This is a genomic window from Rhizobium binxianense, assembly GCF_028994275.1.
Classification (GTDB): domain Bacteria; phylum Pseudomonadota; class Alphaproteobacteria; order Rhizobiales; family Rhizobiaceae; genus Rhizobium; species Rhizobium binxianense.
Genome location: NZ_CP118713.1, coordinates 1,883,126 through 1,899,087, shown reverse-complemented (window position 1 = coordinate 1,899,087; position 15,962 = coordinate 1,883,126). Strand labels below are relative to the sequence as shown.

The window sequence follows — 15,962 nt, the reverse complement described above, 5'->3', positions numbered from 1 at the left end:
TCCGATGTCCCGAAACGAAACGATCAGTGCGCCTCCACACTCAGCAGCTGCGACACCATGCGGCGCATGACCTGGCCGAACCCGGCGCTTTTTCCGGCGACGATTTCATTGATGGGGCGCAGTTCGGCCGGCGCGGGGGGGGCGAATTTTCCGGGCAGAAGGCGGCTTCGGTCGAGCGCCAGGAATTCGAGCGGTACAACCTCCAGCCAGCTCGCAGCCGCCGTGGGTGCGATCGCGCCGAGCAGCCGGTCGCAGGCGCCGTGCGGCGAGCGCAGCGGCATCATGATGATCTCGAAGGAGGCCTGATGACCGACGGTGCTGTAGCCGGTCGCATTGAACAGGGCCGGCATGGTATGGTCCATCACGCCCATCGCCGTGCGTTCGATATCCGCGTGCTGGCCGTTTCCCCAGAGTGAGGAGAACCGTTCGCCGCGCAGATCCCGCCCGAACAGATCGCAGATACGGGTGCCGGCGAGCCGGAAGCCGATATTTCCTGCGTCGCGCGTCTCGAGGATGAAGAGGCTTTGCAGCAGGTGGGGTACGGCGGAGGGTTCGACCTGCGATTTCAGCGGCGCATCGGCAGCGCCGCGGATACGGTTCCAGTAGTCAAAAATTTCGATGGTCGTTTGCACACGCATTTTACACCAACCTGTCCCATTCCGGATCATTTTCGGGCAGTCATTGCCCGTACAGGCTCTACCTTGCGGATTTCATGCCAAACCGAGGCTGTTAAGGTTAAGAAACGGTTTCGGTTGAGGTGCGGCGCCTGTCGTGACACTGTCCTTTCATCGCTTCGACTTTCGAAGTTCAGCACAACCTGCGGGGTCCAGGTCTTTCCAGGAGCTCCCGGTCACGCCGTCCGGCACTTCGGACGGCTTTTTTTTTGACAGGTGCTCCTGTATGGCTGTGGCCTCAACGAGGCGATATTGAAATGAATGAGCAGACGGCCGAGCCGCATAAGGCGCCCGAACCTCCCGAGGTCCAGCCGCCGGCAAAGCCGCCGCGCGTGCCGGTCTTCAACCTCCCGCCGGCGCTGTTCTTCAGCCTTTGCCTGCTGGTTCTCATCTATGCGGTGCAGGAACTCGTGCTTTCCAACGATGCGATGAGCTGGCTGCTCTTCACCTTCGGCTTCGTTCCCGCCCGCTATGTGATTCCGCTGTCGCAACAAGGGCCGGAGCTGTTCTGGACGCCCGTCACCTATTCTCTGCTGCACGGCAGCGTCCAGCATATCGTCTTCAACGCCTTCTGGCTGATGGCCTTCGGCGCCCCGGTCGTGCGCCGCATCGGGACGCTGCGTTTCGTGCTCTTCTGGCTTTTTTCGGCGGTCGCGTCCGCCGCCCTGCACGCGGTGTTGAACTGGGGGGATGTGACGCTGCTGATCGGTGCGTCGGGCGTCATCTCCGGGCTGATGGGCGCTGCCTGCCGATTCGCCTTTCCGGCCGAACGGCGGCCGATGCTGCCGGCCCATCTCAATCCCCGGCTTTCCATCGTGGAGGCGCTGAAGAGCCGCACCGTCGTCATCTTCATGCTGCTCTGGCTGGTCGGCAACGCCTTGATCGCCATCGGCATTCCGCTCGTCGGCGACAGCGACCAGGCGATTGCCTGGGACGCGCATATCGGCGGTTTCGTCTTCGGCTTCCTCCTCTTTTCGCTGTTCGACCGGGCGCCGCGCCCGCCCGTGACGGAACCTGCCGGAACGGAGAAGGATTTGTTGCAATCCTGAGCCGGGCAGTGCACGATTGACCTATCCGCGCTGGGGGGAGAAACCGCCGCGGATGCCTGTGACAAGTGTTTCACGGACATAGGAGGTTCGAATGACCAGTTCAGTCAAAGCAATTCTCGACCTGAAGGGCAGGGACGTCGTCACCGCCGGGCCGAATACCACGGTCGCCGAGGCGGCCGTTATCCTGAGCAAGAAGAAGATCGGCGCCATCGTCGTCGTCGGCATGGAAAACCGGATTTCCGGAATGTTCACCGAGCGCGATCTCGTGCATGCCATCGCCAAACATGGCAAGGACGGCCTCGACCAGTCGCTGGCCCAGGTTATGACCGCAAAGGTCTACCGCTGCCACGAGGAAACGACCGTCAACGAGCTGATGGAGCTGATGACCAGCCGCCGTTTCCGGCACGTACCTGTCGAAAGCAACGGCAAGCTTGCCGGCATCATCTCGATCGGCGACGTGGTGAAATCGCGCATCGCCGAAGTCGAGCGCGAGACCGAGGAAATCAAGGCCTATATCGCCGGCTGAGGTTTTCGTCTGTTTGGGTTGACCGACGTCGTCGCAAAACCACGACACGCCTTTGGACGGCATGTATCAGGGGTGGCTGGCATCAGGGGTGGGTGGCATAGACTTCCTGCATGCGTTTGATCTCGGGGAGCCGGGCTCTGGCTTCCTCGTAGCCGCGTTCGATCGCCTCGCCGGCCCGGTGGAATTCGGAAAGGCCGATATAGCTGAGACGCGGCTGCAGCGAAATGTCCGGCGGGTCGCCGGCAAGACGGGCGCGGGCGATCCTGTCCTGGATGATGTTGAAGGCCTGCACCATGACGCCGGTCATGCCGAGACGGGCATAGGGCGCCTCTTCCTGCTTTTGCACTTCCTGCGGCGAGAGGCTGGCATTGTGCCGGACGACGGCCGAGCGGCCGTAGAGATCGTAGTTGAGATTGACGGCGACGACCAGCGGCTGCTCATAGGCGCGGCAGACGGAGACGGGCACCGGATTGACCAGCGCGCCGTCGACCAGCGTGCGATGGTTGCTGCGCACCGGCTCGAAGATGCCGGGAAGGGCATAGGAGGCGCGCAACGCCGTAATCAGCGAACCATTGGCGATCCAGACCTCGTGACCGGTATTGACCTCGGCGGCGACCGCCACGAACGGCCGGTCGAGATCCTCGACATTCAGGCCTTCGAGATGTTCCTGCATGCGCTTGGTCAGCCGCATGCCGCCGAACAGGCCGCTGCCGCCGATGGTGAGATCGAGGAGACTGGCGATCCGGCGCATCGTCAGCGAGCGGGCGAAGCTTTCAAGTTCATCGAGTTTGCCGGCGAGATAGCAGCCGCCGACCAGCGCGCCGATCGAAGTGCCGGCAATCATGCCGATCTCGATCTTTGCCTCGTCGAGCGCACGCAGCACGCCTATATGGGCCCAGCCGCGGGCAGCGCCGCCGCCGAGCGCAAGCGCAATCTTGATTTTCTTGACAGGCGCGGGAGGCGGGATCGTCTCGAGGGTGGTCGACATGCCGGAACCAGCACCTTCGCCTTCAGAGCTTTGACGATGCAGACTCCAGCTCAGCATGGCGCTCTCCCCTCCCAGCAGAACACTTGGTTCCCGATAGTGTGCCCGATCAGTTTCCAAATGGTATATAGAAGCGATTTCTGGCGCAATAAGGAGCAAATGCCGGAGAAATTCGGGCTATTTTCCGTAGACATCCTGTGGATCGAAATGTAGCTCGTCGTCGACGATATCCAGCATCGGCTTTCCGTCCCGAAGCGTGATCGTCCGATAGAAGCAGGAGCGACGGCCGGTGTGACAGGTGGCGTCGTGGCCGGCGACCTCGACCTTCAGCCAGATGGCGTCCTGATCGCAATCGGTGCGAATTTCCTTCACCGTCTGGAGATTGCCCGAGGTCTCGCCCTTCTTCCAGATCTTGCCGCGCGAACGGCTGAAATAATGGGCCGTGCCGGTCTGGATGGTCAGCGCCAGCGCCTGAGCATTCATATGCGCCACCATCAGCAACTCGCCGTCGCCGGCGTCGGTGACGATGGCGGTGATCAGGCCGCGGTCATCGAAACGCGGCGTGAAATCGCCGGCGTCTTCCAACGCCGACTTGTCCTCGGATGGTTGATTGAAGATCAGTTGGTTCATCGCGGCCCTCCTGAGGGAGCCGGTATCAGCGGCTCCGCACCATGCTCATGAAACGGGCCTGATCGGCCGGCTCGGTCTTGAACGTACCCGTAAACGTCGTCGTCAGCGTGGTCGAGCCCTGCTTCTGAACGCCGCGCATCGCCATGCACATATGTTCGGCCTCGATCATCACAGCGACGCCGCGCGGATTCAGCGTATCGTCAATGGCCCGGGCGATCTGCGCGGTCATCGTTTCCTGCGTCTGCAGGCGGCGGCCATAGATCTCGACCACACGGGCAATCTTCGACAGGCCGAGCACTCGCCCGTCCGGCATGTAGGCGACGTGGGCCTTGCCGATGATCGGCACCATGTGGTGTTCGCAATGCGAGAAGAACGGGATGTCCTTGACGAGGACCATGTCGTCGTAGCCGGCGACCTCCTCGAAGGTACGGCCGAGCACGTCTTCCGCCGCCATGTCGTAACCGGAAAAAAGCTCGCGGTAGGATTTGACGACACGGGCCGGCGTTTCGAGCAGGCCTTCGCGCGTCGGGTCGTCACCGACCCAGCGCAACAGGACGCGAACGGCTTCCTCCGCCTCCTGCTGGGAGGGACGATCGGAGTCGCGGGTCGTCTGCGGAAAGTTTTTTACGATGGCGTCCATGAACAATGGTCTCCTGGTCCGCACCGCGGACCGATCTGTCGGAATCGCCACTGGTCAATCCCATGCGGGAATTCATGCACCTTTGGCAGGCTCCGGGGCTTTCAAGGCGCATTCAACGCCCGTCCGGCACGGTTTCCCAATCAAACTTACACGAGGCCATTGCATTTTTATGGCCTTCGAACGACATACATATAGGAAGACGGCCATCGTATGTAAGTATCCTCAGATGACACGGTGTGTTTTTTGTTTCAACAACAATAACAGCCCCTATTGAGGCCGATCCGCAGCGATTTGGGAGCGGAAATCCAACATGGACGATATCTACAACAGCAAGATCCTCGAATTCGCCGGCAATATTCCGTTGACCGGCACGCTTGATGATGCCGATGCGAGCGCCCAGGCCTATTCGAAGCTTTGCGGCTCGAAGGTCAGGATCTGGTTGAAGATGGACGGCAATATCGTGACCGGTTTTGCCCATGACGTGAAGGCCTGCGCGCTCGGCCAGGCCTCGTCCTCGATCATGGCGCGCCACGTCGTCGGCGCCACATCGGGCGAATTGCGCCAGGCACGCCAGGACATGCTTGCCATGCTGAAGGCGGATGGGGCGGGGCCTGAAGGCCGTTTCGAAGACATGCGTTATCTCCGGCCGGTCCGGGACTACAAGGCCCGCCATGCCTCGACGATGCTGACCTTCGACGCCGTCGTCGATGCGATCGGGCAGATCGAGGCGAAACGGGCGGAAGTTGTCGAGGCGTAACTGACATGTGCGAGTTCTGCGCCCTGCAGGCAGGCGATGAGGAAGACGGCGGCGCCGCCGGACCTGAAAAGCCGCGTGAAAAGGCTGCACGCACTTCCCGCAATTATACCGGCCCATTCCGCAAGTCCCCGGACCGCCTGCTCGGCATGGGGGTCATCCGCCTCTATCAGCTGACGCTTTCCGGCTTTGTCGGCAATTCCTGCCGGCATATCCCGACCTGTTCCGAATACGGCTACGAGTCGATCGCCCGCCACGGCCTGTGGGCCGGCGGCTGGATGACGCTGTTTCGCGTCGGCCGCTGCGGCCCGGGCGGCACCAGCGGCCTCGACCCGGTGCCGGAAATACTCGGCGAACACTTCCGCTGGTGGACGCCGTGGCGGTATCTCTCCCTCGGACGCAAGAGAGGGTAAACGCCATGACGACGCCTTGCGAATACGCATGCGTGTCGGAGAGCCGGGCAGCGACGATGCGTAAGGTGCGGTCACCATTCGGTGACCGTGGTCTCGGATCCAGGGCAACCGAGGAGGTCTGGCAGTCATGAGCATGTTCGTCGCCCTTCTGCACAGCATCGTCCTGACGCCCGATCGCCGCGTCATCATGCAGGATTTGCGAACACTGGCCGAAGAGCTCGGATTTCGCGAGCCGCGCACGCTGGTTTCCACCGGCAATCTGGTTTTCGAGGCCGACGATATGCGGCCGCACGAACTCGAGGTCATGCTGGAAGAGGGCTTTGAAGAAAAGTTCGGCAAACATGTCGATATCGTCGTGCGCAGCGACTGCACGTGGATGGCGCTTTGCAGCACCAATCCCTTCAAGGACGGCGATGGTGACCAGGTCATCGTCCGAGTGATGCGCCTGCCGGTCGACCCGAAGAAGGTGGAGGCGCTGAAACCGCTGATGGCGGAGGGACAGCGCATCGCCGTCGTCGGCGGCGATCTCTGGATCGATTTCGCCGGCAAGCCGAGCCAATCCAAACTGCTTTCGGCGCTGACGACCAAGCGGCTCGGCGTCGGCACGATGCGCAACTGGAACACCGTGTGCGGCCTTGCGGAAATGATCATGTAGGTCGGCTTCTTCTTTACTCACACACCAAATCTGGCTATCAGGCGGCGGCGCATCCAAAGAACGGAGGCGCTTCCATTTCAACCACCCGCATTCGTTGGCGGGACTGGACAAGGAGAAATTTCAATGTCTGACGCTATTTCCCTGACATTTCCCGATGGTTCCGTGCGCAGCTTTCAGGCTGGCGCGACCGGCAGGGATGTCGCCGAATCCATTTCCAAGTCGCTCGCCAAGAGCGCGGTCGCCATTGCGCTTGACGGCGCCGTGCAGGACCTTTCCGATCCCGTCACCGATGGGAAGATCGAGATCATCACCCGCAAGGACGGCCGTGCACTGGAACTCATCCGCCATGACGCCGCGCACGTCATGGCCGAAGCGGTGCAGGAGCTCTGGCCCGGCACGCAGGTGACGATCGGCCCGGTCATCGAAAACGGCTTCTATTACGACTTCGCCAAGAACGAGCCCTTCACGCCCGACGATCTGCCGAAGATCGAAAAGAAGATGAAGGAGATCATCGCCCGCAATGCGCCTTTCACCAAGCAGGTGTGGTCGCGCGAGAAGGCCAAGGAGGTTTTTGCAGCCAAGGGCGAGCAGTACAAGGTCGAGCTCGTCGATGCGATTCCCGAAGGGCAGGATCTAAAGATCTACAATCAGGGCGATTGGTTCGATCTCTGCCGCGGCCCGCATATGGCCTCCACCGGCCAGATCGGTACGGCCTTCAAGTTGATGAAGGTTGCCGGCGCCTATTGGCGCGGCGACAGCAACAACGCCATGCTCTCGCGCATTTACGGCACGGCATGGGCTGATCAAGCTGATCTCGACAACTATCTGCATATGCTGGCCGAAGCGGAAAAGCGCGACCATCGCAAGCTCGGCCGCGAAATGGACCTGTTCCATTTCCAGGAAGAAGGCCCCGGTGTCGTCTTCTGGCACGGCAAGGGCTGGCGCATCTTCCAGACGCTCGTTGCCTATATGCGCCGCCGGCTTGCCGTCGACTATGAAGAAGTCAACGCGCCGCAGGTGCTCGACACCTCGCTCTGGGAGACCTCGGGTCACTGGGGCTGGTATCAGGAAAACATGTTCGCCGTGAAATCGGCGCATGCGATGACGCATCCCGACGACAAGGAAGCGGATAATCGCGTCTTCGCGCTGAAGCCGATGAATTGCCCGGGCCACGTGCAGATCTTCAAGCATGGCCTGAAATCCTATCGCGAACTGCCGATCCGCCTTGCCGAATTCGGCCTGGTGCATCGCTACGAGCCTTCAGGCGCGCTGCATGGCCTGATGCGCGTGCGCGGCTTCACGCAGGACGACGCGCACATCTTCTGCACGGACGAACAGATGGCCGCCGAGTGCCTGAAGATCAACGACCTGATCCTGTCGGTCTATGAAGACTTCGGTTTCAAGGAAATCGTCGTCAAGCTTTCCACTCGTCCGGAAAAGCGTGTCGGCTCCGACGCGCTCTGGGATCGGGCGGAAGCCGTCATGACCGACGTGCTGAAGACGATCGAGGCGCAATCCGAGGGCCGCATCAAGACCGGCATCCTGCCGGGCGAGGGCGCCTTCTACGGGCCGAAGTTCGAATATACGCTGAAGGATGCGATCGGCCGCGAATGGCAGTGCGGGACGACGCAGGTCGACTTCAACCTGCCGGAACGTTTCGGCGCCTTCTACATCGACAGCAACTCCGAAAAGACGCAGCCGGTGATGATCCACCGGGCCATCTGCGGCTCGATGGAGCGCTTCCTCGGTATTCTGATCGAGAACTTCGCCGGCCACATGCCGCTCTGGGTATCGCCGCTGCAGATCGTGGTAGCAACGATCACCTCGGAAGCCGACGCCTACGGGCTTGAGGTGGCCGAAGCGCTGCGCGAAGCCGGTCTCAACGTCGAGACCGATTTCCGCAACGAGAAGATCAACTACAAGGTCCGCGAACACTCGGTCACCAAGGTTCCCGTCATCATCGTCTGCGGCAGGAAGGAGGCCGAGGAGCGCACGGTCAACATCCGGCGCCTCGGCAGCCAGGACCAGGTTTCGATGGGGCTCGACGCCGCGGTCGAGAGCCTTACCCTCGAGGCGACGCCTCCCGACATCCGCCGCAAGGCCGAAGCAAAGAAAGCCAAGGCGGCCTGAAAACCACCGGGCTCCGACAGCGCCGGATTCGGCGCTGTCGGAAATCCAATCTACAATCACAATGTCGTTGTGACGACGGGAACTCGTCATCCCGAGCGTTGAAGGGTTCCCGATCTGCGTCGTCAGGGGCTTTCCAGCGGTCTTCTCAGTGACGGCGAAGCGCACTTCTCCAAATAAACCGAAACCGCTTACTCTAAATCAATCGAGGCTGGTGTCGTCGCCGCCCTGCGGTGCGAGTTGTTCGTAAGAGGGGAGCGGTGCCACCGGAGCCGGCTGGACGCCTGGCGGCGGCGGCGTGCCCACAGGCACCTGCTGCACCGTGCGGGCCGCGTCGTTCACCGGCGGCTGCGGCTGCTGGTCCTTCATCAGAACCTCGACATCGGTATTCCTGCCAGCGACGACGGTGAAATCGCGCTGGTAGATCTTGTCCTTGTTGCGGGCGACGGCGGAATATCCGCCTTCGGCAAGAACCATAGTCGGGAAGGCGCTGACGCTTTCGCCGACGCTGTCGCCGGCCGCCGTCAGGATCGACCATGCCGTATCGGCGATCGCCTCGCCGCCGGCATCGGAGACCAGCTTGAAGGTAACCTGCGCGGCGCGATGCTGGATCGTCGCCTCGGTCAGCTTGCCGGCTTCGACCTGGATGTCGGCGCGAATGACGGCGTTGACGCTGCCATATTCGGAAACGATGTGATAGGTGCCGGCATTGAGGCGGACGACGGTGTTCGGCGAGACATCGGCCACGACGAGGCCGCGCTCGCCGTCGTCGCGCACCTCCGAGGAATAGATCGAGAAGCTCAACTGGTCGGGGCGGATGCGGGCATCGGTGCCGGAGACGGCGTTGAGCAGCAGGCCGCCGGCATCGAGCACCATCACCTGTTTGCCGACTTCGCCATCAGCGGGCACGGTCAGTTTCTTGGTGACGCCGGCGCGGCCGAAGGAGACATTGACGAAATAATCGCCGGGAGCGAGCTGGAAGGCGGCGGTTCCGCCCTTGGCGCTGGCGATCAGCGGCAGCTTGCCGTCGGTTCCGGCGATCGGGCTGAAGACGTACCAGGAGAGGCCTTCCTCGACCGGTGTGCCGTCCGCGGTCAGCTTGGCTTCCAGCGGGACATCACGCAGCTTGACGCCTTCGGGCGCCGCGCCGGGCGCGATGAAAGCATTCAGCTTGGGCATCTTCGACGTTGAGTCGAGCTGTTTGAATTCCTTGAAGGCATCCTGAGCGCCGGCGCCCAAGGGCGTCAGTATCATCAGGGCGATGGCAAGGCCGATGCGTGCAAAGGGCGAAATGCCAAACATCTGTTTCGTGAACCGATTGACTTCTGAAATCGCAAAGGCCACTTCAAGACCAACGCGATGGCAAATTCAAGACCCAGCCTTTGCAGCCGCATAAAAATGAGAGTTTCTCCCGCATGAAATCCGATATTAAGCTGATCGACTACCTCGCCGTGCGCCGCTCCATCCCCGCTTTCCAGATGTGCGAACCAGGCCCCGAGAGGGCCGAGATCGAGGAAATATTGCGGCTTGCCTCGCGTGTCCCCGATCACGGCAAGATCGCGCCATGGCGCTTCATCGTCTATCGCGGACAGCACCGCGCCCATCTCGGCGAGGCGCTTCTGAAGTTGGCGCTCGAGGCAAAGCCCGAGCTTTCCGAGGAGATGATCGAGGTCGAGCGCGCCCGTTTCACCCGCGCGCCCGTGGTTGTCGCCGTCGTCAGCAAGGCGGGGCCGCACATCAAGATCCCGGAGTGGGAGCAGCTGATGTCGGCCGGCGCGCTCTGCCTCAACGTCATCCTCGCCGCCAATGCCAGCGGTTATGTCGCCAACTGGCTGACGGAGTGGTTCGCCTATGACGAACGCGCCTATCCGCTGCTCGGAGTCGGGCCGGATGAAAAGGTGGCGGGCTTCATCCATATCGGCTCGACGACATTTCCGGCGATCGAGCGGCCGCGGCCGGAGCTTGCCGACACCGTGACCTGGGTCGGCGGAGAGGACTGATGTTCTACACCACCGGCAGCAATCGGCACGGGCTCGCGCATGACCCCTTCAAGGCAATCGTCTCGCCGCGTCCGATCGGCTGGATCGGCAGCAAGGGCAGGGACGGTTCGATCAATCTGGCGCCCTATTCCTTCTTCAATGCCGTTTCCGATCGGCCGAAGCTGGTGATGTTTTCCTCCAGCGGTCGCAAGGACAGCCAGCGCAATGCGGCCGAAACCGGCGTCTTCACCTGCAGTTTCGTCAGCCGCAATCTCGCCGAGAAGATGAACCTTTCCTCGGCGGCGCTGCCCTATGGCGACAGTGAATTCGTCTTCGCTGGCCTGACTGCGAAGCAGGCCGAACTGATCGACGCGCCCTATGTCGGCGAGGCTTTCGCGGTGCTCGAATGCAAGGTCACCGAGATCATCGAGCCGAAGACGCTGTCGGGCGAACCGTCCGAAAACGTCTTCGTCTTCGGCGAAGTGGTCGGCATTCACATCGACGAGGCGATCGTCCGGGACGGCCGCCTCGACATGTCGCTCGCCCGGCCGGTCGCGCGTCTCGGCTATATGGATTACAGCGAAGCCAGCGAGGTCTTCGAGATGTTTCGGCCGAAGCCGCAACAAGGCTGAGGCGAACGAGCAAGGCGCACAAAGGCTTAAGAAACATGGTGAACCAATCTTAAACCTTTTGCCGCTACCGTCGCAGCATTGAATGAAACGCGAGGGAATCGCGTTCAAGTGCTGGGGCGTCGCGTGATCGTAGAAGCTTTCCTTCGTTGGATCGAAACCGCCAAGACCGGTGACCGGGCCCGGGCCGCAAATGCACTGGGGCGAGCTTATCTGCAATCCGAGATGACGGCGGACGAGCGCGCGGCGGCCGAGATGGCGATGACCTTCCTGCTCGACGATCCGTCGCCGCGCGTGCGGCTGGCGCTGGCCGAGGCGATCGCCTGGTCACCGGATGCGCCGCGCAGCCTGATCCTTTCGCTTGCCGAAGACCAGCCCGAAGTCGCCTGCCACGCGGTGACCTGTTCGCCGCTTTTGAGCGATGCCGATCTCGTCGACCTTGCCGCCCGCGGCAACGGTGCCACCCGCATGCTGATCGCGGCGAGGGCGCATGTGACGCGCCCTGTCTCCGCCGCCCTTGCGGAGGTTGGCGACGAAGAGGAACTCCTCTGCCTGCTCGAGAATGACGGTGCGGTGATCTCCAGCCTATCTCTCAAACGCATCGCCGAACGGCTCGGTGACTGCTGCGATATTCGCAACCTGCTTCTCGACCGCAGCGATCTTCCCGCCGACGCCCGCCAGCTGCTGACCCAGCATGTCAGCAATGCGCTGATCGGCCTGCCGCTGGCACAGGCGGCGATTGGCCTGCAGCGGCTCCAGCGCATCAGCCGCGAGGCGACCGAGGCTGCGATCGTCTCGATTGCCGGCGACATTGCGCCGCGTGAAATACCCGACCTCGTCCAGCATCTGCGCCTCAACGGCCGGCTGACGCCATCTTTCCTGATGCACGCGCTTTGCGCCGGCAAGGTGGATTTCTTCGCCGGCGCGATTGTCGATCTCACAGGCTGCAGCGAGCGCCGGGTGCGTTCGATCCTGGCAACCGGGCGCATGCATGCGGTGCGCGCGCTCTACGAATCCGCCGGCCTGCCGAGGGATATCAGCGTCATCTTCGTCGAGGCGACGATGCTGTGGCGTGACGCCGCCAGAAAAGCACCGGGCAGCATGACCGGCACCATCTGCGGCCGTCTTCTCGATAAATTCCGCCATCACGAGGTGCATGGTGCCGTCGGCGAGCTGCTCGACATGGTGGAAAAGCTTGGTGTCGCCGAACAGCGGCAATCGGCCCGCGTTTATGCGGCTCTTGCGGCCGCCTAATCGGCGAGCCGCGTCACCACCCAGGAATAACTGGTGGAGACGAAATGCACCGGCTTGGCGACCGTGTCCTTGACGCTCCTGCCGGAGGGCAGATGGTCGCGCACCTGCTGGGCAATGTCGTCGGCGAAACCAAGCAGCCCCTGCGGGCGCTGTTCGGCCACTTCAGCGACAGCCGGGGGAGCAGGCGCCGGCTTCGGCGGCTCGGCGGCAGCGAGGGCCTTCGGCGCCTCGCACACCGCAATTACCGAGGGATAGCTGACATTGGCATAGGTTTTTAGCTGACGTTCGGCTTCGGCATCACAAGCGGCAACGGTTTCCCAGCGCTTATCGACCGTCGCGACATAGCTGCACTGGCTGATGGAATCGTCGCAACCGAGAATGGTCATGGCGATGAGCACCGCTTGCATATTCTGTCTCCTTGGCTATGGAACCTGACATCGCCTTAGACGGCGCAATTCCAACCGAAAGAAGGCGAAGGCATTAACTCTTCGTCACCTCGGGAAAAATTTGCGCCTTTCGCAAGCATTGGGAATCATCATGTCCGTCATCATCGCCCAGGAGCCGCCGCGCCAGGACGGCGTCATCCGCCTTCTCGATCTTTCCGACGCCTATGCGCAGTCGCTCTATCCCGCGGAAAGCAACCATCTGGTCGACCTCTCCGTGCTGGAGAAACCTTCGGTGAGCTTCTTGGTTGCCCGCAACGACGGCACGATCGTCGGCTGTTGCGCGCTGGTCGAAGCCGGCGACGGCACGGCTGAGATCAAGCGGATGTTCGTCGATCCCGAGGCAAGGGGGCTGAGGATCGCCAGCAGCCTGATGAATGCGCTCGAAGCGATCGCAGGGGAAAAGCGGCTGACGGCGATCCGGCTCGAAACCGGCATCTACCAGCCCGAGGCGATCGCTCTCTACCGCAAATACGGTTACCAGGACATCGAGCCCTTCGGCGCTTATCTGCCGGATCCGCTGAGCCTGTTCATGGAAAAGCGGCTGGGGTGACGATCCGCGAAGGCCGGTTCAGCCTTCGGCAACGCGCGGGATCGTTTTTGGTGGTCCGGGGACAGTCGGCGGTGCCAGTTCGTCGATAAGTGCCTGCGGGCCCGTCTCGCTCTTGTCGGCGTTGCGGGCTTCGTGGATCCATTCGCGCCAGATGGCGACGATCAGCGCCATCAGCACCGGGCCGATGAAGAGGCCGAGGAAACCCATCGTCTTGACGCCGCCGACGAGGCCGAAAAAAGTCGGCAGGAAGGGCAGCTTGATCGGCCCGCCGACGAGCTTCGGCCGCAGCGTCTTATCGACGATGAAGAGTTCGACCGTACCCCAGACGAAAAGACCGATGCCGGCGACATGCGAGCCGCTGGCCAGCAGATAAACGGAGACCAGCGTGAAGGAGAGCGGCGCGCCGCCCGGGATCAGCGCCATCACGCCTGTGAGCACGCCGAGGGTGACGGGCGAGGGCACGCCGGCGATCCAGTAGGCGACCCCGAGCACGATGCCTTCGCCGATGGCGATCAGCGTCATGCCCATGACGGTGGAGCTGATCGTCGCCGGCACGACGCGGGAAATACGCTCCCAGCGGTTCGGCAGGATGCGCTCTCCGAGCATGTCGATCTGCTTGGAGAAGGAGAAGCCGTCGCGATAGACGAAGAACAGCGCGATCAGCATGAAGAGCAGCGTCAGCAGCAGGTGGAAGGCGCCGCCGCCGGCCGCAAGCACGGCACGGTAGATATTGCCGATATTGGCGCCGCTGACCGCCTGGATGACCTCGCCGAGAGCGCCGGGGCTGCCGATATATTTTGTCCAGACTTCATCGAGATAGGCGCCTGCCCAAGGCAGGGCGACGATCCAGTCGGGCGTCGGGGCGCCGGCGCGGTTGGCATGGATTGCCCAGGCAACCCAGTTGCGCACTTCGCCCGTCGTATAGGTGATCGCAAGCCCGATCGGGATGACCAGGAAGGTGATGATCATGAGGATGGCGATGGTCGCGGCGATCGTCGTATTGCCGCCGACGCGTGCCAGAAGCTGGCGGTAGAGCGGCCAGCTGGCAAAACCGATGACGAGGGCGGCGAGCACCGGCACGAGGAAGCCGTAGAAGAAATAGACGCCGGCCGCGACGATCAGGACCAGCAGCCAGCGCGCCGCCGAGATGGAGGGAATCAGCGGCGTGCGCGTTTGCGCCGACGATCCGAGCCATCGCGGTTCATGATTGCTTTTCTGACGGTCGAATACACCCACGCGCGCCTCTTCTTTTTCTTGTACTCTGGTTATGGGCCATCACCCCCGCGGTTTCAAGGTGCGTAGCCCGAAAGCGTATACAAAGCGTCGCTATTCGACCGTCAGATGCAGCGTCTTACGATTGCGGACGGCTGAGAATCTTGAAGGCGTAGAACTGCGTCTTCTGAGCGGGCGAGAAGTTGTTGTCGGAGCCAAGGATGAGAACGTCGCTGCCGTCCTTGGCCTTGCCGAGCGACATGGCCTCGATATTGTCGGGGACGAGGCCGATCGCCCTAAGATCGAGGATCTGGCTCTTGCGGGCGGGGACGACGCGCTGGTCGTTCTTGGCGAGTGAGGCGATGGCGGATATGTCGGTCGCGTCTGCGAGATCCATCATCATGATCTTGACGTTATTGCCGAAGCCTTCGGCGTAGCTGCGCTCGACGGCGAGCAGGCGGTGATCGTCGAGGGCCAGCATTTCCGACATGCCGTTGTCGTTGCCGCCGTCGGCCTTGGCGGCGGCCTGCGGGATCGGCGAGACCGGATAGACATACTGCGCCTTCGGCTCGCCGGTGGCGCCATCATAACGGATGATGCGCGACAGGCTGCCCGTCGCCAGCGACGGCTTCGGACCATCCTGATAGAGGGCGGCTTCGACACCGACGAAAACATCACCCGAGGGCGCGACGGCGAGGTCCTCGAAGGCGAGATTGTCGCGGATGCCGGTCGACTTGTCGGCGGTCGGCGCATAGCCCTCTGGCAGCTTGAATTCGCGGACGAAGGAACCGTCCGGCGAAGCGACGCGGATGAAGGGCGCAAGCAACGCCTTGCCATCGCCTTCACTGCCCCAATAGATGCCGTCCTTGCCGAGGCGGATCGATTCCGGATCGACGGTCCTGGCGGCGAAGGGCTCGCCGTTCTTATCCTTCAGCGTGACCTGCTTGACGACCGAAACCCCCTTGAGACCCGACGCGTCGACATCGACGTCGAGTTCATAGAAGCGGGCCGGCGCCCTTTCGGAGCGGTCGTCGCTGATGGCGATATAGTGGCCGGTGGCGGCATCGAAATCGAGGCCTGATATGCCGCCGAACTCGACGCCGTTTTCCATGTGGCCTGTGGGGATGACGAATTCACCGAGGTAAGAGAGCGAAATGCCGGCGGCGCAATCGCCGAAAGGGCAGGCGGTCTCGAACTTGGCGCCGATTTCCGTGGCGCTGACGGTGACGGTGCTGGACAGGAGAACGAAAGCGGCAGTCGCGAGAAAACGCTTGGTCATGGCAAAATCCGGCGTGGGGTTGAAAACGGTTCGAACCGGCGCCGCCCCTCCCTCAAGGGGAAGGCGCGCCGACCGTGTCATGCGCCGGTTGTTTGACGGAGTTGTTACGGTTCTTCGTCAGTTCCGTGAAATCGCAAATGCTAAAATGCGGAGCGCCAAC

Annotated in this window: 18 protein-coding genes; 10 read left to right on the top strand and 8 right to left on the bottom strand. The window is 62.3% G+C overall.

Annotation, left to right across the window (positions count from 1 at the left end; translation table 11 throughout):
- Nucleotides 1-23 precede the first annotated feature (23 nt).
- Nucleotides 24-668: a PAS domain-containing protein gene (locus tag PO860_RS09470; protein ID WP_275038254.1), complete on the bottom strand. Its 645-nt coding sequence runs from the start codon at nt 666-668 to the stop codon at nt 24-26.
- A 263-nt stretch (nt 669-931) separates the two neighbouring features.
- On the opposite strand from PO860_RS09470, the gene PO860_RS09465 reads away from it, so the two are divergent.
- The gene (locus PO860_RS09465; protein WP_275038253.1) at nt 932-1,723 is read left to right on the top strand and encodes a rhomboid family intramembrane serine protease; all 792 of its coding nucleotides are present in this window, start codon (nt 932-934) and stop codon (nt 1,721-1,723) included.
- Nucleotides 1,724-1,814: 91 nt separating this feature from the next.
- A complete protein-coding gene (locus PO860_RS09460; RefSeq protein WP_273882765.1) occupies nt 1,815-2,249 on the top strand; it encodes a CBS domain-containing protein in 435 nt (144 codons plus the stop codon).
- Between the two features lie 82 nt (nt 2,250-2,331).
- Here the strand turns inward: PO860_RS09460 and PO860_RS09455 are convergent, their stop codons facing one another.
- The 3 genes from PO860_RS09455 to folE form a co-directional block, all read right to left on the bottom strand.
- A complete protein-coding gene (locus PO860_RS09455; RefSeq protein WP_183607261.1) occupies nt 2,332-3,294 on the bottom strand; it encodes a patatin-like phospholipase family protein in 963 nt (320 codons plus the stop codon).
- A 117-nt stretch (nt 3,295-3,411) separates the two neighbouring features.
- Entirely contained in the window at nt 3,412-3,864 is a 453-nt protein-coding gene (hisI, locus tag PO860_RS09450) for a phosphoribosyl-AMP cyclohydrolase (RefSeq protein ID WP_097612728.1), read from the bottom strand.
- A 25-nt stretch (nt 3,865-3,889) separates the two neighbouring features.
- Nucleotides 3,890-4,504, bottom strand: a complete 615-nt coding sequence (gene folE, locus PO860_RS09445) for a GTP cyclohydrolase I FolE (protein WP_183607262.1) — start codon at nt 4,502-4,504, stop codon at nt 3,890-3,892.
- Between the two features lie 310 nt (nt 4,505-4,814).
- On the opposite strand from folE, the gene PO860_RS09440 reads away from it, so the two are divergent.
- The 4 genes from PO860_RS09440 (at nt 4,815) to thrS (ending at nt 8,456) form a co-directional block, all read left to right on the top strand.
- On the top strand, nt 4,815-5,261 hold the full coding sequence (locus PO860_RS09440; protein WP_273885605.1) for an iron-sulfur cluster assembly scaffold protein: 447 nt from the start codon (nt 4,815-4,817) through the stop codon (nt 5,259-5,261).
- Nucleotides 5,262-5,266: 5 nt separating this feature from the next.
- The gene (gene yidD, locus PO860_RS09435) at nt 5,267-5,671 is read left to right on the top strand and encodes a membrane protein insertion efficiency factor YidD (RefSeq protein WP_183607264.1); all 405 of its coding nucleotides are present in this window, start codon (nt 5,267-5,269) and stop codon (nt 5,669-5,671) included.
- Between the two features lie 127 nt (nt 5,672-5,798).
- Nucleotides 5,799-6,326 (top strand): DUF1697 domain-containing protein, encoded by a 528-nt coding sequence (locus PO860_RS09430; RefSeq protein ID WP_183607265.1) that lies wholly within the window; start codon nt 5,799-5,801, stop codon nt 6,324-6,326.
- Nucleotides 6,327-6,449: 123 nt separating this feature from the next.
- On the top strand, nt 6,450-8,456 hold the full coding sequence (gene thrS, locus PO860_RS09425; protein WP_097619681.1) for a threonine--tRNA ligase: 2,007 nt from the start codon (nt 6,450-6,452) through the stop codon (nt 8,454-8,456).
- 198 nt (nt 8,457-8,654) lie between these two features.
- On the opposite strand, the gene PO860_RS09420 is transcribed toward thrS, so the two are convergent.
- On the bottom strand, nt 8,655-9,755 hold the full coding sequence (locus tag PO860_RS09420) for a hypothetical protein (protein ID WP_275038252.1): 1,101 nt from the start codon (nt 9,753-9,755) through the stop codon (nt 8,655-8,657).
- Between the two features lie 113 nt (nt 9,756-9,868).
- Here PO860_RS09420 and PO860_RS09415 point away from each other — a divergent pair, with 113 nt between their 5' ends.
- The 3 genes from PO860_RS09415 to PO860_RS09405 all read left to right on the top strand — a co-directional run bounded on the left by PO860_RS09415 (nt 9,869) and on the right by PO860_RS09405 (nt 12,315).
- Nucleotides 9,869-10,453 carry a nitroreductase family protein gene (locus PO860_RS09415; RefSeq protein WP_183607267.1) on the top strand — a complete coding sequence of 195 codons (585 nt, stop codon included), beginning with the start codon at nt 9,869-9,871 and terminating at the stop codon, nt 10,451-10,453.
- On the top strand, nt 10,453-11,064 hold the full coding sequence (locus PO860_RS09410; RefSeq protein WP_273885609.1) for a flavin reductase family protein: 612 nt from the start codon (nt 10,453-10,455) through the stop codon (nt 11,062-11,064). The genes PO860_RS09415 and PO860_RS09410 overlap by 1 nt, the downstream gene beginning before the upstream one ends.
- A gap of 108 nt (nt 11,065-11,172) precedes the next feature.
- A complete protein-coding gene (locus tag PO860_RS09405) occupies nt 11,173-12,315 on the top strand; it encodes a DUF2336 domain-containing protein (RefSeq protein ID WP_273885610.1) in 1,143 nt (380 codons plus the stop codon).
- Here PO860_RS09405 and PO860_RS09400 read toward each other — a convergent pair.
- A complete protein-coding gene (locus tag PO860_RS09400) occupies nt 12,312-12,722 on the bottom strand; it encodes a hypothetical protein (protein WP_183607270.1) in 411 nt (136 codons plus the stop codon). The genes PO860_RS09405 and PO860_RS09400 overlap by 4 nt on opposite strands.
- A 130-nt stretch (nt 12,723-12,852) precedes the next feature.
- Between PO860_RS09400 and PO860_RS09395 the strand changes: the two genes are divergently transcribed.
- Nucleotides 12,853-13,311 carry a GNAT family N-acetyltransferase gene (locus PO860_RS09395; protein ID WP_273885611.1) on the top strand — a complete coding sequence of 153 codons (459 nt, stop codon included), beginning with the start codon at nt 12,853-12,855 and terminating at the stop codon, nt 13,309-13,311.
- A gap of 18 nt (nt 13,312-13,329) precedes the next feature.
- Here PO860_RS09395 and PO860_RS09390 read toward each other — a convergent pair whose 3' ends face one another.
- Nucleotides 13,330-14,547 (bottom strand): AI-2E family transporter, encoded by a 1,218-nt coding sequence (locus tag PO860_RS09390; protein WP_273885612.1) that lies wholly within the window; start codon nt 14,545-14,547, stop codon nt 13,330-13,332.
- A 115-nt stretch (nt 14,548-14,662) separates the two neighbouring features.
- Complete coding sequence (locus tag PO860_RS09385; protein WP_273885613.1) at nt 14,663-15,802, bottom strand: esterase-like activity of phytase family protein; 1,140 nt, start codon at nt 15,800-15,802, stop codon at nt 14,663-14,665.
- Nucleotides 15,803-15,962: the final 160 nt, after the last annotated feature.

Bases quoted from the DNA above. Each gene is read 5' to 3' on its own strand.
- PO860_RS09470 (WP_275038254.1), bottom strand. From the start codon at position 668: ATGATCCGGAATGGGACAGGTTGGTGTAAAATGCGTGTGCAAACGACC.
- PO860_RS09465 (WP_275038253.1), top strand. From the start codon at position 932: ATGAATGAGCAGACGGCCGAGCCGCATAAGGCGCCCGAACCTCCCGAG.
- PO860_RS09460 (WP_273882765.1), top strand. From the start codon at position 1,815: ATGACCAGTTCAGTCAAAGCAATTCTCGACCTGAAGGGCAGGGACGTC.
- PO860_RS09455 (WP_183607261.1), bottom strand. From the start codon at position 3,294: ATGCTGAGCTGGAGTCTGCATCGTCAAAGCTCTGAAGGCGAAGGTGCT.
- hisI (WP_097612728.1), bottom strand. From the start codon at position 3,864: ATGAACCAACTGATCTTCAATCAACCATCCGAGGACAAGTCGGCGTTG.
- folE (WP_183607262.1), bottom strand. From the start codon at position 4,504: ATGGACGCCATCGTAAAAAACTTTCCGCAGACGACCCGCGACTCCGAT.
- PO860_RS09440 (WP_273885605.1), top strand. From the start codon at position 4,815: ATGGACGATATCTACAACAGCAAGATCCTCGAATTCGCCGGCAATATT.
- yidD (WP_183607264.1), top strand. From the start codon at position 5,267: ATGTGCGAGTTCTGCGCCCTGCAGGCAGGCGATGAGGAAGACGGCGGC.
- PO860_RS09430 (WP_183607265.1), top strand. From the start codon at position 5,799: ATGAGCATGTTCGTCGCCCTTCTGCACAGCATCGTCCTGACGCCCGAT.
- thrS (WP_097619681.1), top strand. From the start codon at position 6,450: ATGTCTGACGCTATTTCCCTGACATTTCCCGATGGTTCCGTGCGCAGC.
- PO860_RS09420 (WP_275038252.1), bottom strand. From the start codon at position 9,755: ATGTTTGGCATTTCGCCCTTTGCACGCATCGGCCTTGCCATCGCCCTG.
- PO860_RS09415 (WP_183607267.1), top strand. From the start codon at position 9,869: ATGAAATCCGATATTAAGCTGATCGACTACCTCGCCGTGCGCCGCTCC.
- PO860_RS09410 (WP_273885609.1), top strand. From the start codon at position 10,453: ATGTTCTACACCACCGGCAGCAATCGGCACGGGCTCGCGCATGACCCC.
- PO860_RS09400 (WP_183607270.1), bottom strand. From the start codon at position 12,722: ATGCAAGCGGTGCTCATCGCCATGACCATTCTCGGTTGCGACGATTCC.
- PO860_RS09395 (WP_273885611.1), top strand. From the start codon at position 12,853: ATGTCCGTCATCATCGCCCAGGAGCCGCCGCGCCAGGACGGCGTCATC.
- PO860_RS09385 (WP_273885613.1), bottom strand. From the start codon at position 15,802: ATGACCAAGCGTTTTCTCGCGACTGCCGCTTTCGTTCTCCTGTCCAGC.